The 24,452-nt window shown below is 54.7% G+C and carries 20 protein-coding genes and 1 tRNA gene; 6 read left to right on the top strand and 15 right to left on the bottom strand.

Going from position 1 to position 24,452, the window contains the following annotated elements; all coding sequences use genetic code 11:
• Positions 1–8: 8 nt before the first annotated feature.
• Positions 9–638, bottom strand: a complete 630-nt coding sequence (locus tag OSO_RS44755; RefSeq protein WP_157605404.1) for a hypothetical protein — start codon at positions 636–638, stop codon at positions 9–11.
• 555 nt (positions 639–1,193) lie between these two features.
• Between OSO_RS44755 and OSO_RS0123140 the strand changes: the two genes are divergently transcribed.
• Complete coding sequence (locus tag OSO_RS0123140; protein WP_157605403.1) at positions 1,194–2,456, top strand: MFS transporter; 1,263 nt, start codon at positions 1,194–1,196, stop codon at positions 2,454–2,456.
• A 326-nt stretch (positions 2,457–2,782) separates the two neighbouring features.
• Here OSO_RS0123140 and OSO_RS0123130 read toward each other — a convergent pair whose 3' ends face one another.
• From OSO_RS0123130 to OSO_RS0123105, 5 genes are all read right to left on the bottom strand, one after another.
• On the bottom strand, positions 2,783–4,090 hold the full coding sequence (locus tag OSO_RS0123130) for a DUF6161 domain-containing protein (protein WP_010585471.1): 1,308 nt from the start codon (positions 4,088–4,090) through the stop codon (positions 2,783–2,785).
• Between the two features lie 192 nt (positions 4,091–4,282).
• The gene (locus OSO_RS0123120) at positions 4,283–4,927 is read right to left on the bottom strand and encodes a Gabija anti-defense Gad2 family protein (protein WP_010585470.1); all 645 of its coding nucleotides are present in this window, start codon (positions 4,925–4,927) and stop codon (positions 4,283–4,285) included.
• A gap of 4 nt (positions 4,928–4,931) precedes the next feature.
• Entirely contained in the window at positions 4,932–5,138 is a 207-nt protein-coding gene (locus OSO_RS0123115; RefSeq protein ID WP_010585469.1) for a hypothetical protein, read from the bottom strand.
• Positions 5,139–5,141: 3 nt separating this feature from the next.
• Complete coding sequence (locus tag OSO_RS0123110) at positions 5,142–5,459, bottom strand: hypothetical protein (protein WP_010585468.1); 318 nt, start codon at positions 5,457–5,459, stop codon at positions 5,142–5,144.
• 191 nt (positions 5,460–5,650) lie between these two features.
• Positions 5,651–6,343 (bottom strand): hypothetical protein, encoded by a 693-nt coding sequence (locus tag OSO_RS0123105; protein WP_010585467.1) that lies wholly within the window; start codon positions 6,341–6,343, stop codon positions 5,651–5,653.
• A 358-nt stretch (positions 6,344–6,701) separates the two neighbouring features.
• Between OSO_RS0123105 and OSO_RS0123100 the strand changes: the two genes are divergently transcribed.
• Positions 6,702–7,154 carry a hypothetical protein gene (locus OSO_RS0123100; RefSeq protein WP_010585466.1) on the top strand — a complete coding sequence of 151 codons (453 nt, stop codon included), beginning with the start codon at positions 6,702–6,704 and terminating at the stop codon, positions 7,152–7,154.
• A 37-nt stretch (positions 7,155–7,191) separates the two neighbouring features.
• On the opposite strand, the gene OSO_RS0123095 is transcribed toward OSO_RS0123100, so the two are convergent.
• The 9 genes from OSO_RS0123095 to OSO_RS0123040 all read right to left on the bottom strand — a co-directional run bounded on the left by OSO_RS0123095 (position 7,192) and on the right by OSO_RS0123040 (position 17,158).
• The gene (locus tag OSO_RS0123095) at positions 7,192–9,747 is read right to left on the bottom strand and encodes a hypothetical protein (protein ID WP_010585465.1); all 2,556 of its coding nucleotides are present in this window, start codon (positions 9,745–9,747) and stop codon (positions 7,192–7,194) included.
• Positions 9,748–10,270: 523 nt separating this feature from the next.
• Positions 10,271–12,214, bottom strand: a complete 1,944-nt coding sequence (locus OSO_RS0123085; protein WP_010585463.1) for a hypothetical protein — start codon at positions 12,212–12,214, stop codon at positions 10,271–10,273.
• A gap of 756 nt (positions 12,215–12,970) precedes the next feature.
• Positions 12,971–13,189: a hypothetical protein gene (locus tag OSO_RS0123070; RefSeq protein WP_010585460.1), complete on the bottom strand. Its 219-nt coding sequence runs from the start codon at positions 13,187–13,189 to the stop codon at positions 12,971–12,973.
• A 148-nt stretch (positions 13,190–13,337) separates the two neighbouring features.
• The gene (locus tag OSO_RS0123065; RefSeq protein WP_010585459.1) at positions 13,338–13,754 is read right to left on the bottom strand and encodes a hypothetical protein; all 417 of its coding nucleotides are present in this window, start codon (positions 13,752–13,754) and stop codon (positions 13,338–13,340) included.
• A 94-nt stretch (positions 13,755–13,848) separates the two neighbouring features.
• Positions 13,849–14,418: a hypothetical protein gene (locus OSO_RS0123060; RefSeq protein WP_010585458.1), complete on the bottom strand. Its 570-nt coding sequence runs from the start codon at positions 14,416–14,418 to the stop codon at positions 13,849–13,851.
• Positions 14,419–14,511: 93 nt separating this feature from the next.
• Entirely contained in the window at positions 14,512–14,805 is a 294-nt protein-coding gene (locus OSO_RS44750) for a DUF1580 domain-containing protein (RefSeq protein ID WP_010585457.1), read from the bottom strand.
• A gap of 113 nt (positions 14,806–14,918) precedes the next feature.
• On the bottom strand, positions 14,919–15,746 hold the full coding sequence (locus tag OSO_RS0123050; protein WP_010585456.1) for a hypothetical protein: 828 nt from the start codon (positions 15,744–15,746) through the stop codon (positions 14,919–14,921).
• Between the two features lie 118 nt (positions 15,747–15,864).
• Positions 15,865–16,944 carry a tyrosine-type recombinase/integrase gene (locus tag OSO_RS0123045; RefSeq protein WP_010585455.1) on the bottom strand — a complete coding sequence of 360 codons (1,080 nt, stop codon included), beginning with the start codon at positions 16,942–16,944 and terminating at the stop codon, positions 15,865–15,867.
• Between the two features lie 141 nt (positions 16,945–17,085).
• Positions 17,086–17,158 (bottom strand) — tRNA-Lys (locus OSO_RS0123040).
• 198 nt (positions 17,159–17,356) lie between these two features.
• On the opposite strand from OSO_RS0123040, the gene OSO_RS0123030 reads away from it, so the two are divergent.
• The 4 genes from OSO_RS0123030 to OSO_RS0123005 all read left to right on the top strand — a co-directional run bounded on the left by OSO_RS0123030 (position 17,357) and on the right by OSO_RS0123005 (position 24,035).
• Positions 17,357–18,556, top strand: a complete 1,200-nt coding sequence (locus tag OSO_RS0123030) for a class I SAM-dependent rRNA methyltransferase (protein WP_010585454.1) — start codon at positions 17,357–17,359, stop codon at positions 18,554–18,556.
• A 228-nt stretch (positions 18,557–18,784) separates the two neighbouring features.
• On the top strand, positions 18,785–20,464 hold the full coding sequence (locus OSO_RS0123025; protein WP_010585453.1) for a rhomboid family intramembrane serine protease: 1,680 nt from the start codon (positions 18,785–18,787) through the stop codon (positions 20,462–20,464).
• A gap of 262 nt (positions 20,465–20,726) precedes the next feature.
• Positions 20,727–22,505, top strand: coding sequence for a 30S ribosomal protein S1 (locus OSO_RS0123015; protein ID WP_010585452.1), 1,779 nt, complete (start codon positions 20,727–20,729; stop codon positions 22,503–22,505).
• 687 nt (positions 22,506–23,192) lie between these two features.
• On the top strand, positions 23,193–24,035 hold the full coding sequence (locus tag OSO_RS0123005; RefSeq protein WP_010585450.1) for a sigma-70 family RNA polymerase sigma factor: 843 nt from the start codon (positions 23,193–23,195) through the stop codon (positions 24,033–24,035).
• Positions 24,036–24,452 lie beyond the last annotated feature (417 nt).

Here is a 24,452-nt window from a genome sequence, read left to right as displayed (position 1 = left end):
CACAAGTCTCACAAGTTGGTCGCATTGCGGATACCGTTGACGAGAGGTCGATTGTCGTTTCGCGTGGCGCGAATCCAGAACTGGAAACCGCTCGCAGTCGCTGCGCTGTGTCGGTGAAAAGAACCCCAGGGATAGCGATACATCGTGTATGCTGGCACGGAATGGACTGTCAAACGCTTTGCGTCAATTTCCGCTTGAAGCCGAGAATGCCGCTCACGGATCAGATTCATGGATTGCGGTTCAACGGCGTATTCGGCTTCTGCTGCTTTCCCTTCCAGAAACTCAATCCCTGAAGGGCCAAAACAACAGGCGATATGCTCAGCCTCGCGCTGGGCATTTGATTGTGCTGGTGCACCGTCAATACGTCCTGGAAACGGTTCATGACACCAGTACACGTGCCCCTGCCGAAAACCCGGGCGGAGCCAGACAAGCGTTGAATCGATGACGAGATGGCCAGCCGTCCATTCCTTGGGCAAAGCATCGAGAAACGTCGTCGCGATGGGCCCCGAGGTCTCTCGTGCGAACCCAAGCCCTGCCGCAAACAATGGCGTTTCATTGCGGGGGTTGAGATGCGCAAGTTTGAGTTCATCCAAGCAAACGACAACCTCACGAGTCTGTGTCCCGACCACCGCAGTCATTCGCAAGCTTCCTTGATCTTTACGCTGACCGATGAGGGAGAGTGGTTCCGTTCTGTGGTCCGCGGAACGTCGAGTCCTTCGCAAGCGGACAACACCAATCTCATCTCGAATCAAGCGAACCTGAAAAGCCGTTTTCTCTTGAAATAGATCGTCAGCGTCTACGGCAAATTGTATCGCCAATCTGAAGAACATTCGATCACTCGTATCAACGACACCTCAGTCCGAAAAGAGAAACTTGGCTCACGTTCGATGGCTGCTCACCAAGAGTGGAGCTTGAAGGCGACGCAAGTGCTGGGCCGGGGCTCCGTCAACGCAACCTCGCGACTCCGACCGAGCATGTATTTCACTCTCGACGGGACGTCAGTCCGACTTTTGGTGGCGAGCGACTATTCCGGCCGCGACGCAAGTTGTATAAGCCGTTTATTGGGGACGACGACCGAGGCAGAGGCCCTGAACACGTCCCCGAGTTTTGCCTGGAAACGATCGGCGTCGGTCCCTCACGATGCTTTCGACGTTTGCGTGATACCGTGCTTTTTTTCTGACCGACCATCCGTGATGCTGTTCCGCTTTTCGCTCTACGGTTTCCTCAAAAATCAAACCTATTTCGAGCCGTTCATCGTCCTGTTCTTCCTGGAACAGGGGCTGCACTTCTTCGAGATCGGGATCGCGATGGGAGTCGGCGCGGCTGTCTCGAACATGATGGAAATTCCGACCGGCGCCCTTGCTGACCTTTATGGTCGTCGTCGCTGCATGATCGCGTCATTTGTCATCTACATCCTTTCGTTTCTCGTGCTCGCCACAGGTACCCAATATTGGCAGCTACTGTGTGGAGTCGCAATGTGTGGTGGTGCCGATGCATTTCGAGGTGGCATCCACAAGGCGATGATCCTGGATTGGTTGCGCGCTCAAGGACGCGAGAACGAACGGACACGTATTTACGGTTACACGCGGTCGTGGTCGAAGATTGGTTCGGCCGTGTCAGTCCTGATCGGTGCCGGATTGGTTTTTGCCACCTCCAATTACCGAATGATTATTTACTTTGCGATCATCCCTTATGTGCTGAACCTGATTAATCTGGCGACGTACCCTGCGTATCTCGATACGGTGCCGAAACAGAAGGTGTCACTGAGGGCGGTCGCATGGCACATGTGGCAAGTGGCTCGCGAATCACTGCACCATCCGGCGCTGCGGCAGCTGACCGCCGAGACGATGGGATTTCAGGGCGTCTATGAAGCTGTCAAAGATTACTTGCAGCCAGTACTGAAAATGACAGCACTCTCGCTGCCGTTGTTCTTAAGTTTTGGAGACAAGCAGCGGTCGGCACTGCTGATCGGCTTGGTCTATTTCTTCCTGCATTTACTCGCAAGCGCCTCATCACGGAACGCACATCGTGTGTCCCGATGGTTCGGAGGTGACGAACGGGCTTCTCTGCGGGTTTGGCAATTTGTCGCGCTGGCCTACATCGTGCTCTTGCCCGCGCTTTATTGCCAAGCCTCCTGGATCGTAATCCCCATCTTCGTGCTGCTCGCCTGCGCGCAAAACATCTGGCGTCCGATGGTCATCAGCCGCTTCGATGCTCATTCTGATCCAAGCATCGGTGCGACCCTGCTCTCCATCGAATCGCAAGCGGCCTCGCTGGCGACTCTGATTCTCGCGCCGCTGCTCGGATGGCTGATCGACTTGGCAACGTTCCTGGAAGCCAGCACCACTGAACGCAGTTTCTGGCCAATTGCGATCATCGGAGCCATCCCCGCGATCCTATTTTCGATTCGCCGACAGACGCTTCCAACGGCCGTTTCAAAACAGGGCTCAGAATAAGGCGATCGTTTTCCGATCCCTCACCAGCCGAATTCTCGCCGCGACCTTTGCAGCACTGCCGGATACCGGCCAACGATGCAAGTCATTGCTGCCAATGAAAAAACCGCTCAGTCGATTCGACTGAGCGGTCAATTTGCCCCCACTAGGGCTCGAAGCCAATTCGAAAAACACGCTGATTTCGCAAAACGACCTATTTAATAGGCTTTTCAGGATGATAACGCATTCGCAAACGAACGCAAGTCGGCGCATAAAACAGCGTCTTTCGACAGTATTCCGGGGAAAATCCGGTCAGAATCCGGTCATCGCGCAGCAGTGGCGAGCACAGGTCAGGATATACCGCCTGAACCGCTGGAACTGCTCTTCTTGCCAAATGCCTCGCTAATCGACTGCCACGGGATTCCGTCATCTTTCACTATTCCGTCCGACGTGTGCCGGAAAATGTTTTGCAGCGCGTGCGGAAGTATTTGCTCTTTGAGGTCTTCTTTGCCCACCAAGTCGGGGTCATTCAGAAGCGCCAAGTAAGTCCTGACAACTATCTCTCTTTCCATCGCATCAGCTTCTAGGTGGGAATGGCTAAGGTAATTTCTCACGAAAAGGCGAAGTGGCCACGCGGCAATCATTGCCATCACAACAAAACGAATCGCCGATGTGACTGTTGAATGCGTGAGCAGCGTCGAAACTCCCGCAGCGTCAATGTCTCCGCTTTTAATGAGCAGCTTCACTTCCGTCGGTATCCCACTCATCATGTACTGCAACCATGGGAGAAGGATGAAAGCTGCTGCAGCATAAACGAGGGCAACTTTGCCCCATAAATTTGACTTCCCTCGGTGATGCCCTGCCCGACTATTCCAAAACTCAACTGCGGATCGAACTGCCAGTTCGTCTTGAAATTTCTTCTGGATCGATTCCATCTCGTCCGCATGACCCTGAACCATCTCTTCGTGTTCTTTGGCCGCCTCCGCCATTTGCGACTTAAGATTCGCAATATGTTCGGCTGACTCTCGCGCCAGGGCCGTAGCGAGATCACGCTGTTCTTGAAAAACACGATGCTCGTCCCCGAGGATTTTCCTCCACTCAGCTTGTAGGGACTTCATCGCCTTTTTCTCGGCAGCCGATGATTTAAAACCTGTCAAAAACTCGACGCCCCTGAACGCTGCGGTCAACATCTGAGGCCGAAGCACTCCGCTAGAATCAGTACTTATCTGCCCAGGACGATGCCAAATCCACCAAAGCCACATCGCTTGCTCTTGGTCTTGATCTTTCATGTCGAGGATAAACACACCAAATCGGCCTCGCGAATGAGAGTAAAGCCGCTTGGTAACGTAGTATTCGACGATCTTGCTTTTGAACTGCTCAATTAAACGAGTACTCACCGTTTCGGTTGAATCACCACTATTCGACCACTGATTCGCCCTTCGATCCATCTCAAGCTTCACTTCTCGAAGATTCTGCAACCCATCCGTGCGCTGCTTGTTCGGGCCAGATTGATCATTGACAAACACCCAAACATTGCACTCTCGATCGATCCATTCGTACATCTCTTTGATTGAAAAGAATTCGTTGACTCCGCCATTTTCCCCAAGATCAAGAGTCAACAGAGGAGCATGCGGTTTCTCAGCAGTCTTTTCGGCCATTCTGATGTCTCGGTTGCTCAAGTTTTTAGGTTTACGGAAGTGCCGTATATTGCGCTTTGGAGCTAACGGTTGTCATCCGCGAAAACCTGTCTCCGAAATTCCAGCAACGAAAACGCCCCGCCATAATGAACGGGCGGGGCGGAAACGATCGCAATCGATTCAGCGAAACACAATGCGAATTTACATGGATGCCTAGAACCAAGGATATGGCGCTTCGTGGCTCATGGCCGCGACCAGCTGTCGCTTGGGTGCTGAGTCAACAGCCTCAAAACGACCGAACCGTTGCCCGCCATGCGAGTAGAACTGAAGTTCGTTCTCGACGGGGTTTGCGAAGTCGACGGATTGCATGGCCTTCGCCAGCTTCAGCAGGGTTCCCTTGCACGGCTGAAACCCCTTTCCGATGTACCTCGGCAACCGGGCAAGCGTTCCCAGGGGATAGTCAAGCTGGTTGATCGAAAGCCGGTTTGCTGCCAAGTCTTCGAAGAAATCCTCGTGCACGTAGACGAGCCCTGATTGGTCGATCGCCGCGCAGCAGACCGTGAAGTCAAACTCGGCGATCGTTTCCTCTGGACCGTCGAAGAACCGGTTCTTGATCAACTGGATATGCTGCCCCTTGAACATGTATCCACGGATGTTCGGTTTGTCATAGATCCTCGTGGAGTTGGTTCGTTCGATGGTCCAGATTCCCTCGGCGAGATCGTCTGGATTGCGGAAGAAAACGTCCACATCGCTGTTGCAGGGCTTCCGCTGGAAGTAGTCGCGAAGACTTCCGCCAGCAATCCAGCCGGTGGGGAGTGCCTGCAAGGTTTCGCGGAACCAGCCGTAGCATTCGGACATGGATTTATCGCTTGGATGAACACAGATTGGTTTGTTTTTCATAACGAGTGACCTTCGTTGAACGTGTGAGTTTTGATCGGTGTAGATTCAGGTAGTCACGTCCTTTTTGGGTGATCGTGACGTCGATTCGCGCATCAGCGTCGAACGGCTCGCCATCTGGTCGTTGCCAGATGATCAGAATGGCGGGAATTCGCGGGACGGTTTCCGCCATGGGTCAACCGCCTTTCGCCGCTGCCAGCTTCCTTGCGTACTTTTGGCTTGCCCGCTCAGCACGGTACAGGTTGCCATTCGCTCGCCAGAATCGTTCGTCCTCACACCAGCCGGACTGAATCGCTCGACACTCTTCCGCAATCTGAAGCGGGGTCGGCAGGTAGCCGGGAGACTTTTGCATCCCCCCTTTCAGATTCGCGAGTTCATGAATCCGGTCGTCGTCATCGTCCGGTACGAAAATCCGCAGTTCATCGACTGCCAGGTCAGGCGAATGAATCGCCAACGGTGCTGTCTGCGCGTGCAGATTCAGAGATACGTGCATGGGGATGCACCTTTCTTTCATCCCGAGAGTGGGGATGAAAAGGAAGCCCGTCGCTCCACGACTGACCCTAGGCGGCTACGAACCGCCCGCACGCCTCGCGGTTATGTGCACAGTTGCAGAGCGACGGACTTTTTCTTTCGTAGATGATTTAGGGTTCGTAGTTGTCGCCGGTGGTTGTAGATACCGGCAGATCATTTAGGACCGACATTCTTGCCGTAGTCCATGGGCGTTGTCAACGGTTCGCGGGATGGCGGTAGGTGGGAAGAAGATCGCATCGCCTCGACGAAGTCACAAATATGCTTTGCTGCCGGGCTTTTGAATATGGGGATGACGCCTTCGCGCCCGATCCACTTCTCAAGCCTCCAGGCTATGTAATTCCACGAATTCTTCAACGTGCCGAATCGAACCCAAAGCGGAATCTCTGCGATTAGGTAATCCTGAGAATAAATCCCGAGCCGAAACCTGCTAGACATCATTCCCGCCATACTTTTCACGGCCGTGGCCAATGCTTGCTCGTAAAAATGGGACTTGAGTGAGAAGACGGCAATCATTCCCGATTCGAATGGGCCATTGTCCTTCACGATTACCTCTCGCTTGCGGTATTCGACTTGCGACAGCTGAAATGAATACTCTGTATCGTCTGCCTCAAACAGCAAATTCACTTTCAGGCCGTGAACAGCCAAACCTCGGTTTCGAAGAATCACGTCAAAACAATGAAATAGCTTGCCTCCATTTTCAGTATGGTTCCATCTGCCTGCCCCATCAAACCCTATCGCTTGAATCCAGACGGTTGCCGTTACTCGATAGGCGAGCCATGCAATCCAAAGCGCGACAGCAGACAGGATAAGCGACAGGAAGTTGAGGTCAGGCATCCAGTCAGACATAGTGCAATCCATGCGTAAGGTTGAACGTCCAATACTAGAACGCATTCTCCAGCAATTTGGATTAAAATCCGCTGGAAAGATTGCACAATTACCAACCAGAGAAGCCGCAGCAATCAAGAAAATGTGGACGAAAAAGCCCAATTGAAGCCACATAGTTTGGAAACAATTGTTTCCAAACTGCCATCAACTGAGTCCCAGGCTCACGCAATCGCCCGCTGTGATGACGACGACGAGGCCCGTGCTCAAGTCTGGTCCGCAGTCGTAGCCGAATCTGGCGAAAAACCAGTTACCCTTGCCCCTCACCCTGAGGGCTGCCAGAATACAGACGAAACGTCACGAATTGTCCACGAGCCAGACCATGCGCGAATTCTTCAGTGGCTGGAAACGCAAGCTGGGCGTCTTGACGCTGCTGATGGCGTGCTTGTTTGCGGCGGCGTGGACAAGGAGTTTAGGAAACCTCGATCTCATCTATCTGAATGGAAAAAAAACAAACCTAATTGTCGTTTCAGGCTGCCAGAAGCTTCAGTTCGCTGCTGGCGGTCGATTCAGTCTGGTTTACCCGAGCTCACAGGAAATTCCGAACCGTCAGTACGGGGTGTACTGGCAGCCCGAGAAGCTTCTTCCAAGTCGATCTATCATTGATTTCTTCGAGTATCCAGCATCAGAGATTAAGATGTATACAGATGAGAACGGGAATGAAGAGGCAATGATTCCGTATTGGTCGATCGTCCTCCCGCTGACCGCGTTATCCGCCTACCTGCTCCTCAGCAAGCCACGGGTGAGAACGCCAGTTCCAGAAAACCGGGTTTGACGAATTCATCAAACCCGGTCCAACCGCCAGCCAGCCGCTACTGGCCAATCATCCCCAATTGGTTTTGAGTGTTCTGAGCGGATTTCGTTGCCGCAGCTTTTTGGCCCTTCTGAGCCGCCATGATCTGTTGCACGACCTGTTGAACGCCTGCCAGGGCTTGCTGCTGTTGTTCCATCGTCTTGAACGTCTCAATCATTGACGCGACCATCGACTGATTGACGCCTGACTGTTGCCCGAACTGCTGAAGTGTCGCTGACGCGACTTTCGCTTGTGCCTGCTCAACTTCGCCCTGATTGAGATTTCCGTTCTCAAAATCGTTCACGACAGACCGGCGAGCCTTCGACTCGGCAACCTTCTGATTTCGTTCGTACGTTTGGCGAGCCCGTCTCTCGGCAGGCGATTCTGGCCCCCCGCCTTCGTGCATCTGATTAATCAGGTCTACGTCTTTATCCGCCTGGGCGTCCATCGCCTTCGAGGCGCGGGCCTTCTGCATTGCCTTCAAAACGTCTTGCTGATTGGTGTTCGCCATCATGGCCTTCGGATCGAACGCCTGAGACAACGCCCCTTGTTCGAGGGCCTTCGCTTTGTCGTGGCGTTCCTGTTCAGCGCGGAACATTTCAGCCTGAGCCTCACGATACTTCGCGGAGTTGGCTTCAATCGTGTCACGCTGGAATTTGCCATTCTCGGCCATGCGAGACTTTTCGCGGTCGAACCGAATCTTGTCAGCGTCACTCAACAGTTTGGCGTCGGCGACCGCCTTATCCGTGGCGCTGGCCTTAGATCGGTCGTTTTCAACTCGCTCTTTCTGGATCGCGTCCAGCTTCCGTTTCGTCTCGACGTCGATCTGACGCAGTTTCTCGTCGTGGAGACGCCCGGCAAACTCCTTATCCATCGCCGCCATCTCGGCTTTGATGGCGGGTTCCTTCGCACCACCAGACCGCATTTTCTCAGCGGCAATCTGTTTTGCGATCGCCAGTTCCTCTTTGGCCAGTGTGATCTGCCGTTCTGCAGCCTGATCCTGCTTTTGGTGTCCCAAGGCTTCGGCGAACTTGTTGTAGGAATCAGCCCGTTTCCGCTCTGCGTCCATGACCTTCTGCATTTGGGCAACGCGATTCTCTTCAGCCTTGACCAATTCGGCGTAACGCTTCTGACGTCCCTCGTGAGCCTTCTTTTCGGCTTCCTCGGTTTCCTTGATGACAGCCCGCTTCCGGTCTTCAACGGCCTTCATTGCTGCCGCGTGCGCCTGCGCTGACTCTTCAGCCGCCTTCAGCGCCCGTTGGTTGTTTTCAATTTCCGCCTTCGTGGCCTTCTCTGGGTCGATTTTCTTGACTGCCCAGTCCGTTCGAGCCAGCTCGCCACCCTTCTTTTGGAGGGCCAGAATCTCGTTGTTGATCCCCTCAATCGTTTTGATGGACGCGACACGCTCCTTTTCTTCACGGTCGCGAGCCTCGTCCGCCATTTGCTGTTGGATCGATCGCAATCGTTCAAATCCTGGGGCTTGCCGTTCCCGCATGGCTTCCAGCCCCGCATGGACTTCCTTTAGCTCACGGATTGCAAGGATCTCGTCAACGTATGCTTGATAGCTCCCGCCAGACATCTGGACAGCCAAGGCGCGGGCGGAAATCACCCCATCATCAAGAGCTTTGTTCAGACTGTTGACGCTATCTGTCAAATACGTGGCGGAAGCCGTCACCGATTCGTCGAACATCTTCCCCAGCCCGGTCGACAAATCAGGAATCAAGTCGATCAGCGCCCCGATCGCTTCGCCGGATTCACCCATGTTGAGAGAAACCGTTGATCCGAGATCGCCAAACGCGGAACTCAAACGATCGAGATTGCTCGAATACTTCTCGACCGTCTTCACACCGAAGGTTTCTTCAAGGTATTTGTTAACGTCCTGAACCCCCCGCGACGTTGCAAGTTCGTCGAGAGTCATGCCCAGGCGTTCCGCTTCGGCAATGAACTTGTCGAACGCCGCAGCCTGTTCCGATGTCTGATTTGTCACGTCCTCGGTGAATCCCTCGAACTTCTTGCCGGTGTTGTCCAACACGAGCTCAAAGCCCTTCCAGGCAGCGATACCAGCTAGAACGTACGGGCCTGCGGTGGCAGCCGCGCCAAGGGTCGCGCTGCCGGTGGCGATTGCGGCCTGTTCGACACCGAACAGTGCAGCCTTTTTGGCTGCCTGCAGGGCGACAAATTTGGCGGTATCAGACGCGGCCGATGCCATGTATCCGGCTGCCGCGCCAGCAGCTAGGCCGTAGAAGCCGTTCGAAGCTTCAGCAGCTTCACCGAAAGCGGCCTTCAGCCCGCTGATCGCCACGGTTCCGCCGATTGCCCATCGTGCAACCGAAGCGCCCTCTTGAATCGCAGCTTTCGACACTTCGCCGAACGTGGTTATGGCAGTCTTGCCAAGATCGGCGAAATTCGTGCTGGCTTCGTTCAGCACAATCGTTTGTTCGGTGAACGACTGATTGAGAACATTGACGGACTTGGCGGATTGCTCCGCTTCAATCGCCATCTCTTCGAGATGCTGGTTGATCAGGTCCAAGCCGTTCGAGACTTGGTCATCGAGATTCAAGGTCATGGTCGCCATTGCGAATCCTTTCGCGTTTGGTGGGAGAGATTGCCGTCCGGAACATCCGGACGGGTGGTTTTTTCGTCGTTCGCCAGTTCGGCAGGTTCTTCCAGCGAGATGGTTGGTACCCACTTACGTGTTGGGTGCGTGATCAAACACACTTGCTTGGCTTTTTTGACTGGCCGATAAACCACCCAGTTTAACATCGTGCTAAATAACTAAAGTGTGTTGCGCACCGCACCTATACCGTATGTAGGCTCCTTTCAATCCCTCGGGAGGACCCGTTGCCGACCCGGCAATCGTCGCCATGAGGTCGCTGATCAACCAACCGACGACACTCTGCCGCAACTGTTCCGCAACAGTTGCGATGTGATTTGGAGTAGTTTCAATCACTGGAATACTCTACAAAAATAGGATTATTTAAGAACTCTCTCTATTACTACTCCAACTATTGCACCCGGTCTTCAGCCTGCCCACGCTCTCCTCCCTTATGCATTGAGAGGTGGGTGCAATAGTGCAATAGTTGCAACAGTTGGAGTAGTTATTCGGCGATGGCCATGAACCGGATGCTCTTCGGCCCTCTGACGGGCTGGTACAATTCCGACGTCAGTTGTTCCATTTCGATCAGCTTGGCCAAGGTTTCGTCGAGTTCTCTCTTCGACGAGTTGCGAATATGGCGACTCAATTCGGATCGTGTCCTACCTTCAGCCCCTGCTGCACGAATGAATCTCATCACCTTCTGACCGCGTGCATCGAATGCACCATCAGCGACATGGTCGTTTGCCAGTTGCTCGATGCGTGCGGTCAGCATCAATGAGAGTTCACAACCCCAACGGGCAGACTCACCAGTGATGGCAGCGGATTCACGATCGCGAGAACACTGCTGAATGAGCGCCAGCTTCTTGGCGTTCTCGACACACCTAACCCATATTTGTGTGCCACGGGATTCCTCGATTCGCCTGTTCGCCCGGACGATCGAGTCGAGTTGAGTGTATGCCTCTCGGGCCTCGGGGCTGATCACCAGCTTGCGGGCTGCTGGGAGCTTTCCCTCGTCGCATGGAACGTGATTGATCCACCAACCGACAGCTTCCCGCAGTGGTTCGGGTACGTCGGCAAACTCGGGTTCCTGCGAATCTGGATCGTTGTCTGAGACTTCAATGATCAAGACGCGGCTTATGAAGCCATCTGATAGGGCTTCGCGTGTCAGAGAACTGAAGAACGACCCGGGCACGGTGGTTGCGAATAGAACGCAATTCGGAAAGAGGATTCGAACGTTCTTCTTTGGATCACTGTAGCAAGGGGCCGTGTATACCGAATCAGCCTGACTGTACAGCTTAAGCAAGACGTCGACAATCTGCGACAGGTGCGGGGAGTTGCCCGGATTCCCAAGGGTCGCCATGAAACGGCCGAATTCGTCGATCTGAAGAATAAGCGATGGACGTTGAGCCAAAGCCGAATGTAGGCCAGATGACGACGCAAGCGAGTCCTTTGCCATTTCGTCTGCACCAACAGAAAGCAGCAATTGCTTGTTGATGCGCCTACTCTGTTCTTTCCCGCAGCCGCTCGCCCCAACCCCGACAACGTAGATGTTTGGGCAGATGCCGCTGGAATCTCTCACCTTCTGGCCGGTGATCGTGGCGACGAACGTTAAGGCACCGCCAAGGGCAAGTTCAGGCTGTCGGCGCGGGGCCGTTCGAAGGTTGAAATCAATGATTTCCTGCATCAGTCCGCCAGGATTCCAAATCTGATCGAGGCTGACACCGAAAACCGATTTGAAAGCGGGCTTGGTTTTGGCAACGGTTGGCGATGATTGGATTGGCTCAGACGTAGCGGCTTCCTGCTCGGTTTCCACAAGATAAAAATCCTTGAAGACGGGTTGGCTACAATCTGCGTTCACCCAATCCCGGAGGCTTTCGACCCAAGATTGGAACGCGGGAACATGTTGGCGGATGAACGTAAGAATTCCGGCTTGCTTGGCGTCGAACTCTTGGTCCGCAAGCTCTCGCTTGGGCGAAGTCCCGCAAGCGATTGATTCAGCCAGTTCAAACAAAACGATTCCGCTGATAAGCCCGTGGTGAGCGCCACGCGTCCGGGCGGCTTCGACTTCGTGACCATCTACATAAATTCCGAAGTGACTGCCGACGCTGGCTTTTTCGCGAGCCTGGGCACGAGCGGTCTTCGCTGCCTGCTCCAAGTCGTAAATCTCACTGGCGACGTCGAACGGCTCAAGCGACGAGCTTTTGAAGATAAGCAGTGTTTCGGCTGCAGATCGCTCGAACGCCACTCGGTAAGCCTTCTCGGCTTCCGGATTGCCGTGATCGTAATTATCTGCATAGAACGCACAGTGGCCGGGCGAATTGCGGAGTTCAATTTCTCGCTCCAACTCGTCCTGATCTGCGAAAACCGTATTACTACAAATGTCGTCAAACTTGCAGTTTGACTCGAAATTCTTATTGACCAATAGCGAAGTGTTTGATACAGTCATTTCAGAAGAAACCTTTCGACCCCGTTCGCTCCACCTTGGCGGGATAGCAGCGAACGGGGCTGTTGTTTTTATGGGTAGGCGGTCATGCGGCCGGACCGCTGCCGCGAAAATCCAGTGAAGTCATCTCGCGGCGGGAAGAATTGGCAGACTCGCGAGTGAACCGGCCCAGGCTGGCATTGAATCGGGAGAATTTGAGAGATGATCGCTGTTGTTTAATTTGTCGAATATCTTCTTCAATTCGTTTCCGGCGAGGATCACCCAGGGAGAGCCGGTTGAGTTCAACGAATTTTGTGGCCAGTCGTTCAGTCTTAGCCCGCCGAGCGGCGTCATTCTTATGTGAATGGAACCGTTTCGCCATTTTCGACTTTTACCTCCAAAAAACCTGACCGGACGCAAAGCCCGATCAGGTTCACTTCCCGATCCTACGAAACGAGCCGCTTCAAATCCCCGACGAGCGTACGCAGCTTTTCGTGATTGGCTTTCTCGTTCGGACTTTGGCCAAACGTCCGGGAACACTTGAAAGTCAGGGAGTCGAGGTTGCTCAATCCAGTTCGAAGCCTGTCGAGATCGTTCGTTACGGCGGACTGATCCAATCCGTTGCGCTTGGATAGGCGACGGAGATTTTCGCCCTCCGATATGCGAGCAACGAGTTTCGAGCGAAGGTCAGAGACTGCGGTTTCCAGCGTCATGTGTGATGCGTCCTTGCATGCGAGGATAAAAAGTGGAGCAACTAGGCGTTGCTCCACTTGCTGACCGTTAAGCCTGGCACTCAGGTACGGCCAAGATTTCGTTAAGCAAGCGGGCCGCTGCCTGCTTGACCGCTGGACTCGGTCCGCGAGCAAAGTTCATCGTTGCCGGGTGGTAAGCCCGGCCGAACTCGTCGCGAGCCAATCGAAGCGACCCCAATTTGCCGGGATTCTTCGAAAGGATTGAATCAGCGGTCTTCATCATCGAAGTGTAGATGCTCTTTGACACGGCGAGGTTTCCTCAAAAAAGGGAGATTGAATTTACGGCCTTGCAGAACACACGACCGTGGTGGGATCGAGGTCGTTAAACCTGAAAAGCTGTTAGAGGCACGAAATCGGGTTGGCAGAATTCTGCAAACCCGATTAACACGAACCGGTCAGACCGCTTGGGTGGCCGGGGCTTCACTTGCTGGCGCAGGCGCGGGGGCTGGCTTCACGTTTTCAGGGCTTCGGGTGTAGTGCTCATTGATCGCCTGATAGACGGGATCGATCGCCTTCGGATTTTGGGCCATGAACAACTTCAGGTTGTCCATTGAGAACGCGACGGGCTTGCCGGTTTCGTCCTCAATGCCATTCCAGTCTTTGATGCAGTCGAGTCGGCGACTCAGATCATTAACCGTTGCATTCATTCTGGATTTCTCGTCGTGCATATAGCCCAGCGAAGCCAGAAATCCATCTTTTAAGAGCCGATCGTCGAGCGTCAGCGGACGCAGAACGATCGTGATTGGTCCGCCTTCGAAATCGATCTGAACTTCACGTGGCTCTGGAATGCGGAGGCGAATACAAACTGACATAACGTGGTTCATCCTTGAAATTGGCTGTTAAAAAAGGCCGTGAGGCACCCCCCACGGCCGCGTATGGGAGAGATAGACCAAACTGGCGGGCGAATCAGATCGCCGCTAGAACCTTCTGCTTGTATGCTTCAAGTCGTTGCCTGACGGTATTCACAAGTTCTCGGTTGTTCCGAAGCACCTCGGCGAGAGACGTGGTAATTTCCCGAAGTGCTTCGGCCCGCTCGTTGCCTTCGCGGACAGAGACGTGGCGAATGATCATTCCTGGGATGTAACTGCCACGATCCCCGTCTTCTGGGGCGATAAACCCGAGATCAAGAAGCCCCTGATGAACCTTTGCCTTTGCGGCATCGGTGTCTTCGATTGCCTTTTGGTACATTTCGTGGAGGGCATGCTTCAGTTCGGTTTCGATGAAATGCTCGATCGAATCGCAGATCGGCTCGATCTGGCAAAGCAACTCACGACTCCTTTTTTGAAGCTTTAAACCGTCCGATTCAAAGTTGGCGCTGTCGTATTTTTCTCCGCTGAGAACTTCAGTTTTCGCATTGACCTCTTCACAGCCTCGGACTCGCGAATCGTCCTTGGGTTTGATGTCGTCAAAAATCTTCACGACATGCTCAGGCAGTCCTTCGGGCATAGCCGGAAATGCAATTCGATCGATAATCATTCGTCACAGTCCTTTGTGAAAATAGGCGACGGTCAAGAGAGTTAGCCCAGGCAACGCCGTCGATCGGGCTGGGCTGGTGAGAGAACGTCGCGGTTAGATACCGTGTTGAGCGAGCACTACGCGCGCGGCCTCAGATTGCCGCTGACGTTGAGCAGGCGAAATCGCTGCGGGTTGCTCGGATTTGTTCTGAGCGGCAACCCAACGGCTTATGGCTTGGCGGCTCGTATAACGCTGGCCCGCCACTTTTGTAGTTTCAAGCCGTACGCCGTTCGCGCCACGATCGGCCCATCGGTAGATTGTGGCCTTGTGGACTTTTTTCCGGCCGGGAAAGCAATCTGTGCAATCCTTCAGCGGAATCAATGCTTCAATTTCTGTGTCAATCGCCATGTCTGCCTCCTGTCATTGTGATTTGCGTTGGAATACTTCCGCACGCGACAGGATCAGACATTAAGAGATCATTGGCCCCAATTGGTGACATTAAGGTTATGTGTCACAAGATGTCACGGATTAGGTTTTTCACCTGAAACTCGTTTTCTTTCCCGAGAGATGCTCTGACGTACGGTTTCTTTTGATACGGTATCGTTGTGCTGTGAGTTCCATTTCTGGGCGATCGCAGAGTCGTCCAATCCGGTTTCGTGAAGACGCAGAAACTCACTATTCCGTTGAGCCGTTGGTCGTGGCCGTGGCTTCCGCTTGGGGCGATCTTCTGGAGCGTCAAGCAGGTTGTTTGCTCGAAGCGAAGCAAAAAACAGCTCAACAGTCGGCTCAACGATTCGAACGAATTCCGAAAGCCTCTCCTTAAGAGCTTTTGTGGATTCTGTCTCGTCGTCACCTAACTCCCTGACGTCGAGTACGCCGCTTTCCACTGCTCCGATGGTCCAAGCATCTTCTATCAAAACTCGACAGTTTTGGTTGGCGATCTTTGCAATCCAATAGAGTCTATGCTTGGTCAATTCTTTCATGATCGACACTGATGGTTCTGTTCTCTTCTTCGCCCAAAAGTCGTTGGCGAGGAGTGAAGCCATCATTTCTTCGAAGAACTTTGACTTCGCCGCAGCGATTTGAAGTCCACAAAGGTCTCTCCATGGCTCCTCAACTGCGACTTCGCCAAGCCAATACGTGCAATCGTCCAACTCATCAGAACGATCCAGCCATTCAATGGAGGCGATTTCGCCCCAAAGCCATTCCAGAAGTTCTGGCACAGTTCTGTCGGGCGAAAAACTCTCCATATTGGAATCAGGGCTAAAAAACGGCTCTAACCCAATCTTGGGAATCGGCAGGGGGACGACATGAACGTCACCCCAAGGATTTAGGTTTTCTGCTTCCACGTCGTCGGCTCCTGCTTGCCGATGCCTGAATTTAAAAACAACTCGGAAGCGGGTTCAGGTTTCCCGTTTGTCGACTGGCCGGTCTATCCGAGTTGAATTTCCAACGATCAGAATGCCGTTAGCCGTGCTGGCGGGCAACATTCAACGCTCTGGTATCTTTCACGTGAGCGTAGATTTGAGTTGTCCGCTGATCGCTGTGCCCCAGGATCGCCTGGGCGTCATCTAGATCGCCAAGCTCACGGATGTTCGTCGCGCAGTTGTGCCGCAGCCAGTGCCCCGTGAATTTTGGCAACTCAAGTTTCGTGCACCAGTACACGATCGTTTTCGAGAACGAGTCGCGACGGACTGGGAACAGCTTTGCCGACGTATTTGATCGAAGGTACTTTTTGAGGATCAGTTTCGCCTTTGGACCGAAGGCCAGTACGCGAGTTTTCCCCTTGTGACGCATCTTGTGGTCCGCAAGTGTTGCCGACCAGACGTCGCCGGTTGCGTCGATCATTGCCGTCGTGAGCGAGACCAGCTCCCCAGGTCGAGCCCCGGTCAGTAAGCAAAGGTCGATCATGTCCCGCGTACGGACGTTCACCTTGGCTCGCACGGCTTCAATGTGCTCGATCGGAACGGCGACTCTCGGTGGCAGTTCGACGGCATCACACCGACCTTCGAGCAGGGGTTCCAGTGTTTTCAGCTTTTCAAGAACTTCGGGGCCGACGAGATCGTGCGAAACGGCAAATTTGAAGACTTGCCGAATGCGGCCTACGCTCTTGTTGATGTACCGGCGTGACCAGCCAAGCTCGATCATCTTGTCTCGCACTGCTCGAAGCTTTGGCGCAGAGAATCCAATGTCCTCGTCTTCGGATCTTGTCCGTCGCCAAGCTTCCGTCATTCCGTAAAGTTCGACCAAGGGACGAAGAGCCGATTGAAAAGAAGCGTATTCGGCGGTTTGCTCGCCATCCTTCCGATAGTGCTTTTCGGCGTGTTTCATGAAAGCCAATACAACCTCGGCGATCGTGATCCCCATCGTAGGGCTGGCGATTGCCCTGACGGTTGCGCCAGAAGAATGTTGAGCGATCACTCGCCCGTAGGCTTCATGACTCTCGATTGAACCATAGGGGCCAAGATAAATGTCGCGACCGTTAATGGTGACGACTGCCCTGCCGCTGGTTTTGTTGTGCCGGTACGATGGTACTCGTTTCGCCATGAATGCAGCTCCTGTTGAAATCCGGTCAAACTGACTGGAATATTTCAGGCGTTTTGCTGCACTCGCGAACACCGCGAGGTAACGTTAACTCGTTTCAGCTCGAGAATTTAGCGGGGCGGAAAATCAATTCCGCCCCGCCATTGCCCCCACTAGGGCTCGAACCTAGAACCTAATGATTAAGAGTCATTTGCTCTACCAATTGAGCTATAGGGGCTGCGAGGCGGGATTCTAATGTTGGGGCATTCGTTGAGCAAGCGAAGGGATGCGTTACGGGGATAAAAATTGCGGAAGCTGTTTGATCGGCGGAGGATGGGGCTTCCGTGTGTGAGGATTCGACTGGCTGGGAAACTTGATCCAGGCGGGATTACGAGCATCCTTTCGTGTCGCGGGGGAATCCTTTATCGTTTTGAGGATGTCGCTCATTCAACTCTCTTCGTCGCCGGTGGTTCTGCGATTAAATCGCGATCTCGTTCGGACTATCAAACGTGGTCATCCGTGGGTTTATGCGGATGCGCTGCGCGAGCTTCCCAAAGCCAAGCCGGGAACCCCCGCCGTGCTGCTGGATAACAAGAGGGGCCAGGCGGTTGCTCGGGGGTACTATGACCCGGGATGCCCCGTCGCGCTACGGATCTGTGAGACGGAACCCGATGTGGCGCTGGATGATCGGTGGGCTGAACGACGGCTCAAGACCGCTCGATCGCTGCGAAATGTGTTCGCGGCAACGGGGACGACGAACGGGTATCGGCTGTTCAATGGAGAAGGCGACGGGTTACCGGGGTTGGTGGCGGACGTCTATGCCGACACGGCCGCGGTGAAACTCGACGGCGATGGGCCGGTTGGTTTCTGGGACGCTGCCGAGATTGCCGAATGGATGACACGCGAAATCGGTCTGAGTCGGATTTATGAGCGGCGAAAAGAGCGCGGCGCGGGAGGGCGCAATCTGGTGGGGGCGGTTCCTGAACAGCCGGTTGAGTTTCTGGAAAATGGTCTGACGTTTACCGCGGACGTTGTTCGCGGACAGAAGACCGGCTTTTTTCTGGATCAAAGGGACAACCGGCAGCAGATTCGCGGGTGGTCGCGTGCGAGTCGGGTGTTGAATGTGTTTTCGTACACCGGCGGTTTTTCGATCGCGGCCGGGGCGGGTGGTGCGTCGCACGTGACGTCGGTCGATGTGGCTCCAGCGGCGATTGACGCGGCGAATGATCATTGGCTGCGAAATGGATTTGACGCGAGCCAGCATGAGGGTGTTGTCGCGGACGCGTTTGAATTCCTGGCGGATGCGGCGCGCGACCGGCAGAAGTGGGATTTGGTGGTGCTTGATCCACCTTCGTTTGCTCCGAATCGGGAATCGGTGCCGAAAGCGATGACCGCCTATCAGAACGTGATCGAAGCCGGGGCCCGCGTGACGGCCAATCGAGGGTTACTCGCCGCGGCGTCGTGTTCGAGTCATCTCGATCTGCCGATGTTCTTGGAGTGCTGCGAAGAAGGGGTTTCGAAAGCCCGTCGCCGCGGAACGGTGGTCACAATCGGCGGTCAGCCGTGCGATCATCCCACGCCGCTCGCCCTGCCCGAGTTTCGGTATTTGAAGTTCGTGTTACTAAGACTCGACTGACGGAAAGCGGACTTAGGGCCCGGGCTGGATCTTTTGGGACGTGATCTTCGTGAGGGGCGTTACCAAACGGGAGCTTGGTAGCGAGAAGGAACCAACGAGAAGGAACCAGAAGGAGAGTGATCAGGGCCGACGAAGGCGCTAGTGGACAAAACCTCCACAGCGGGGTATCACTCATCTCTTCCATGCACGGATTTTCACACCCCTCCCCTTCTTGGCAGCGGGTATTCGATGATCATTCCGTATAGCACCGACGCTCCGATCTACCATTTCCCGTGGATGACGATCGTGTTGATCGTCGTGAATGGCGTCACATTCGCCATCACAGCGATGGGGTTTCAGAGTCAGGGGTGGCTGCTGACGTACGGAAATGGCCTGCATCCGCTGGAATGGGTGGCTTACAACTTTCTGCACTTCGGACCATTCCATCTGGTCGGGAACATCTTCTTCCTATGGGCCTTTGGGATTGTGGTCGAAGGCAAGCTGGGCTGGTGGAAGTATCTGCTGCTGTACCTGGGAATTGGAGTGCTCGGCGGCGTGCTGATTCAAACGGCGATGCTGGGCTATATCCGAGATGAAGATCTTGTTGCTCGCCACGGGTGGGAATCGGGCGGTGTAAATTCGGATCGCCGTGCATTACGGCCGTTCGCACCACACCAGTGGTTGTGGAGCGGCAATTCGCTGTTCGCGCAGGATGAGGTCGCGCGGGACCGGGATTTCGGTGACGAGCGGGATGACGACGAGCCACTCGGCAATCCGAATGGGGTGGGGCAGCCCGCTCAAGTCCGATTGCCGAATGGGCGCGTGCTCAAGTTTGACGAAGCGGGCGAAGCGGACGGCAAGGATTTGCATTTCTATCACGCGGGTGCGGGTGGCGCGTCACTGGTGATTTATGGATTGATGGCGATCGTGTTGATGTGGGCTCCGCGAAACGAGATTTACTGCGTCTGGATCGGCGGGTGGGTAGGGCTTCGAGCGACCTTAATTGAGTTCGAATATCTCTACTTTTGTGGATTTTACATTGTCATTCAGGTGCTCACCGCGGTGTTCAGCGCCAGTGGGTTTGAAGTGACCGGGGCCGTCGGGCATGCGCTCGGGGCGCTCATTGGATTTGGCGTGGGCGCGTTGTTCGTCAAGCAGAAGTGGGTCGATTGCGAAGGCTGGGACCTGTTCTCGATCCTGCAGGGCAAGCAACCGGGGACGGAGCTGGTGGGCGGCTGGCAGGGTACCTACGTCCATCGATCGAAAGAGCGACGCGATATCGTCGTGGCCCTGGGTGAAGATGTTCCTGACCAGACGAGGTTCGGTGCGGCGAAAACGAAAAAGAAGAAACGCCTCAAGCCGAAGCTGAGGGAGCTCAAATCGCTTGAAGAGACGGCGGATTCGGCCGCGGATTCTTCTGTGATTGACGTTGTGCCGCGTTCAAAAGTGCGACCAGCCCATGCGGAACCCCCGCCGGTGGTGCCGCCCGTGGCTGCTCGGACGAGAGAACTGGGTGGTGCAGATGAGTCTCTCGACCCCCTATCGCGGATTCGGCAGTACTTGTTTGAGGGGGAAATCGGCCGGGCGTTGGGGGAGTTTCGCGATTGTCGTGAGGCGGACAAGTATTTTCGGTTGCCGCGGGAAGAGCTGCGGATGATGGCCAACGAGTTGTTCAAGCAAAAGGCGATTCCGGAGTCGGCGGCCCTCTTGGAAGAATACATTCAGCGGTTTCGAGATGATGCGGACAAGCCGCGAGTCAAATTGGCCGTGCTTTACGTGAAATATTTGAAACGGCCGACGGCGGCGCTGAAGCTGCTGGCGACTGTTGAAGCGGCCTCGCTTCCCGAAGACTATCGGGGAATCTATCGCACAGCGGGCCGTGAGGCGCAGCGGATGATTTCTGAGGGGGCGACGGACGCGACAGGATGAGTGGCAATTGGTGAGATGGTCGTTTTTCGGCCAAATCGGCGTGAAATTGCCGTCAAAGTGAGCGTTGGTCCCCTAGCCCGAAACGGCGTAAGTCTCTAGAATTCCGTTTCTCCAAACTCGTAATCAGGCGCGGAAGGTCCGTGTTGGCGGGATTGGCGTTCTTTATTTCCTTGGAAGAATGTGGCGATTCGTCGCGACAGATTTCCTCGGTGATGCGTCGAAGTGTGTTCGAGCATTGCCGTAAAAGTACATCGGAATCAGCATGGTTGATCGGAATTTACTGCGAGAGTTTGATATCACGGACGAAGAGCTGGAGATGGCTGCCGACATCTCGCTCGCCGAAGCAGAGCATCTGGAAGAGGGAAGTCTCGACCATCTCTACAACCGTCGTGATGAAGGTTACGACGTCAACGCGGTCCTCGAAGGAACCGTCGTTCGCGTCGAAGGCGAAGAAGTTCTGATCGACATCGGGTACAAGAGCGAAGGCATTGTCCCGATCGACGAATGGGAAATTCCCCCCGTCGCGGGCGACAAAGTTTCCGTGCTGCTCGAGGAAATCGAAGACGAATTCGGCCTGATTCTGTTGTCGAAGAAGAAAGCCGACCGCATCCGCGAGTGGGAAAAGGTCATCAGCACCCACAAAGAAGGCGACGTTGTCGCTGGAAAGGTCTTGCGAAAGATCAAGGGTGGTTTGCTGGTCGACATCGGCGTGAACGTCTTCCTGCCCGCCAGCCAGGTCGATATTCGCCGTCCACAAGACATCGAATTCTATCGTGACAAAGTCATCGAGTGTCTGATTCTGAAGATCGATGAATCCCGCCGCAACATCGTCGTTTCTCGTCGCCGCCTGATCGAGCTGCAGCGCGAGAAGATGAAGAAAGACCTGCTGTCGGAAATCACCGAAGGTCAACTGCGCAAGGGAACGGTCAAGAACATCGCCGATTTCGGTGCGTTCGTGGACCTGGGCGGTATCGACGGTTTGCTGCACATCACCGACATGAGCTGGGGACGCATCGGCCATCCATCCGAGATGGTGAAGATCGACCAGGAAGTCGAAGTCATGATTCTGCACGTCGATCGCGACAAAGAAAAGATCGCTCTCGGCCTGAAGCAGAAGGAAAAGAGCCCTTGGGACAACGTCGAAGGCAAGTACCCAGTCGGAACGAAGATCCGCGGGGAAGTCGTCAACGTCATGTCGTACGGTGCGTTCGTCAAGCTGGAAGACGGCATCGAAGGCTTGGTTCACATCAGCGAAATGTCCTGGACGAAACGCGTCAATCACCCGACAGAACTCGTCAATCCTGGCGACGAAGTCGATGTGGTTGTGCTCGGCATCAACAAGGACAAGCAAGAAATTTCGCTGGGCATGAAGCAAGCTCAGCCGAATCCTTGGGACGAAGTGGCGGCCAAGTACCCACCAGGCGCCAGCGTCAGCGGTACGGTTCGCAACCTGACCAACTACGGTGCCTTCATCGAGTTGGAAGAGGGCGTGGACGGCTTGCTGCACGTCAGCGACATGTCCTGGACCCGCAAGATCTCGCACGCCAACGAAATGCTGAAGAAGGGCGATCCGATCACCTGCCAGGTGATCTCGGTCGACCAAGAGCGCAAGCGAATTGCACTCGGCCTGAAGCAGCTGGCTGGGGACCCATGGGAAACCACGATTCCCGAAAAATACCAACCCGGTGCCCAGGTTATCGGCAAGGTTACGAAGATCACCAACTTCGGTGTCTTCGTCGAGCTTGAGCCGGAACTCGAAGGCCTGCTTCACGTTTCGGAACTCTCAGACCAGAAGGTCGAGAACCCCGAAACGTTCGTCAAGGTTGGTCAGGAACTGGACGTCCGTATCCTTCGCATCGATTCGACAGACCGCAAAATCGGTCTCAGCCGCAAGTCGAACCTCGATCTGAGTGGTTCGGAAGAAGGCAAGTCGGGCGATTCCAGCGGGGCTCCAAAGCCACGTACGGAACTCAAGGGTGGTATGGAAGGTGGATCGGGCGGTCCACTGTTCTCGCTGGGTGGAAGCACCGAGAAGGAATAGTGGTACAGCCACGTTATGCTGACGCACCTGCGTGCATTGCCCGCAGGTGCCTTGGCTCGATGATCGCGAGTGGACCGGCTTGGTCGCTCGCGATTGAGGATCCGATCGATTCGAGATAGGTCGATTCGGCAGGTTGTGTTCAGTCGATTGTGTGAAGACCTGCCATCTACGAGCAGTGATGGCAGATTGATCGCGATCTGAAGACGATCTGAAGACGATCTGAACGAAATTGCAGAGATAGAAAACGCGGCGGAGGCATTGCCCCCGCCGCGTTTTTTTACGTCTAGATGGCCAATTTGTTGCCGCAGTTTGCCCGCGCATTACAACTGGCCACGAGACGCAACTCGATGGCCGAAAATGTGATGTGTTTTCCTATCGGCGGCAGACGATTCGCGTCGTGTCCGAAGCTGGTGGAGGCCGCGTACGTCACGTTTTGGCATTCGTCAATGTCTACGCCTGCGGATTTGGTGAAAAAGTCGACCCCTGTTCGTCATCTTCCGCAGGTCCGTTTTTTTGCGCCCGCAGACAAGTTTCTCTGACCGAAACCAGCGTTCAGATCGTCTCGCTCTGAAATTTCCGACTGGTCAAACCGATAAATGAGATAGAGCTGACAAGCAGCCATTGGTGTTGCCACAGGAGGTGGCCGCGTTGTAAGTCTCGAAACTCCTGAATGGCAGACCCCCTGAGATGGCCAAAACAACTCGAATTCGCGAATCGTTCTCCGCGGTGCAAACCCCGCTGGAAACTTATCTTCGCGAAATCAATGAAACCGCGCTGCTGACCGCCGATGAAGAGAAAGAACTCTCACGCCAGATTTCGAATGGCGAGACGGCGGCCCGCGACCGCATGGTTCGTGCGAACCTGCGATTGGTTGTGAATATTGCGCGGGCCTACACGAACAAAGGCCTGCCGCTGCAGGATTTGATCGAAGAGGGCAATTTGGGTTTGCTGCGGGCGGTCGAGGGCTTCGATCCCGACATGAACACCCGCTTCAGTACCTATGCCAGCTACTGGATCAAGCAGTCAATCAAGCGATCCCTGATCAATTCTGCGAAAACGATTCGCATTCCCGCCTATATGGTGGAGTTGCTGACGAAATGGCGGCGTGCGACGGCCAAGCTGAACGATGAACTGGGCCGGGTTCCCACTCAAGATGAAGTGGCCAAAGAGCTGGGGCTTCCCAAGAAGAAGATGAGCATCGTCAAGACGGCGATCCAGCTCTACACGCAAACTCCCCAGACCGACGACGAAGAGAGCGGTTGGATGATGAGCGACATGGTCGCTGACGAGCGTGCGAAGGGCCCCGAAGACGAACTGTTGGATACGGACAATCTGAAGCACGTCTTCCGAATGCTCGATACGATGGATCCGCGGGAAGCCACCATCCTGCGGATGCGATTCGGTCTGGATGATGCCGAACCACGGACGCTGAAGGAAATTGGTGAATCGCTGGGGCTGACCCGCGAACGCGTTCGCCAGATCGAAAGCGATGCCTTGAAGCGAATCGCCAAGGAAATCCTCGGCGAATAGGGAGACTGACGCTCTGTCCTGACAGACTGTTGAATACCGTCTGCAGGTTCATTCGCCTGCAGGTTGCGTGTTTCTCAACATGTCAATTCAGGGTTGAAGCTCCCGTCGTGTGATGTTGGGTTGGTCGATGGTTGCCGATGATGTGAGGCCTGTTGAGGCGGTTGGTACTCCGCCAGCCTCGGTGCACTCAGTCGGCGCGGGTTTGAGCGAATGTGGATTCCTGTGGACGGACGCGTCGGCTGGAATGAACGTTCAAGGCTCCCCGCAGCGGAACGTGGGATGATTGGCGCACCGTCTCCCACTCTGGTCTGCTGATCGGTCACGATGGGCAACGTGAGGGATGCGCACCCTCACGGAATGCCTCATGTGCCGCAAGCTTCTTAAACCTCGCAGCTTTTCATGTGGCCGGGGCATGGC

Origin of the sequence: Schlesneria paludicola DSM 18645 (assembly GCF_000255655.1) — a bacterium.
In the GTDB taxonomy this organism is placed as follows: domain Bacteria; phylum Planctomycetota; class Planctomycetia; order Planctomycetales; family Planctomycetaceae; genus Schlesneria; species Schlesneria paludicola.
This window is presented reverse-complemented; position numbering and strand designations above follow the sequence as displayed.

Bases quoted from the DNA above. Each gene is read 5' to 3' on its own strand.
- OSO_RS44755 (WP_157605404.1), bottom strand. From the start codon at position 638: ATGACTGCGGTGGTCGGGACACAGACTCGTGAGGTTGTCGTTTGCTTG.
- OSO_RS0123140 (WP_157605403.1), top strand. From the start codon at position 1,194: ATGCTGTTCCGCTTTTCGCTCTACGGTTTCCTCAAAAATCAAACCTAT.
- OSO_RS0123130 (WP_010585471.1), bottom strand. From the start codon at position 4,090: ATGGCCGAAAAGACTGCTGAGAAACCGCATGCTCCTCTGTTGACTCTT.
- OSO_RS0123120 (WP_010585470.1), bottom strand. From the start codon at position 4,927: ATGTCCGAATGCTACGGCTGGTTCCGCGAAACCTTGCAGGCACTCCCC.
- OSO_RS0123115 (WP_010585469.1), bottom strand. From the start codon at position 5,138: ATGGCGGAAACCGTCCCGCGAATTCCCGCCATTCTGATCATCTGGCAA.
- OSO_RS0123110 (WP_010585468.1), bottom strand. From the start codon at position 5,459: ATGCACGTATCTCTGAATCTGCACGCGCAGACAGCACCGTTGGCGATT.
- OSO_RS0123105 (WP_010585467.1), bottom strand. From the start codon at position 6,343: ATGTCTGACTGGATGCCTGACCTCAACTTCCTGTCGCTTATCCTGTCT.
- OSO_RS0123100 (WP_010585466.1), top strand. From the start codon at position 6,702: ATGCGCGAATTCTTCAGTGGCTGGAAACGCAAGCTGGGCGTCTTGACG.
- OSO_RS0123095 (WP_010585465.1), bottom strand. From the start codon at position 9,747: ATGGCGACCATGACCTTGAATCTCGATGACCAAGTCTCGAACGGCTTG.
- OSO_RS0123085 (WP_010585463.1), bottom strand. From the start codon at position 12,214: ATGACTGTATCAAACACTTCGCTATTGGTCAATAAGAATTTCGAGTCA.
- OSO_RS0123065 (WP_010585459.1), bottom strand. From the start codon at position 13,754: ATGTCAGTTTGTATTCGCCTCCGCATTCCAGAGCCACGTGAAGTTCAG.
- OSO_RS0123060 (WP_010585458.1), bottom strand. From the start codon at position 14,418: ATGATTATCGATCGAATTGCATTTCCGGCTATGCCCGAAGGACTGCCT.
- OSO_RS44750 (WP_010585457.1), bottom strand. From the start codon at position 14,805: ATGGCGATTGACACAGAAATTGAAGCATTGATTCCGCTGAAGGATTGC.
- OSO_RS0123045 (WP_010585455.1), bottom strand. From the start codon at position 16,944: ATGGCGAAACGAGTACCATCGTACCGGCACAACAAAACCAGCGGCAGG.
- OSO_RS0123030 (WP_010585454.1), top strand. From the start codon at position 17,357: ATGTCGCTCATTCAACTCTCTTCGTCGCCGGTGGTTCTGCGATTAAAT.
- OSO_RS0123025 (WP_010585453.1), top strand. From the start codon at position 18,785: ATGATCATTCCGTATAGCACCGACGCTCCGATCTACCATTTCCCGTGG.
- OSO_RS0123015 (WP_010585452.1), top strand. From the start codon at position 20,727: ATGGTTGATCGGAATTTACTGCGAGAGTTTGATATCACGGACGAAGAG.
- OSO_RS0123005 (WP_010585450.1), top strand. From the start codon at position 23,193: ATGGCCAAAACAACTCGAATTCGCGAATCGTTCTCCGCGGTGCAAACC.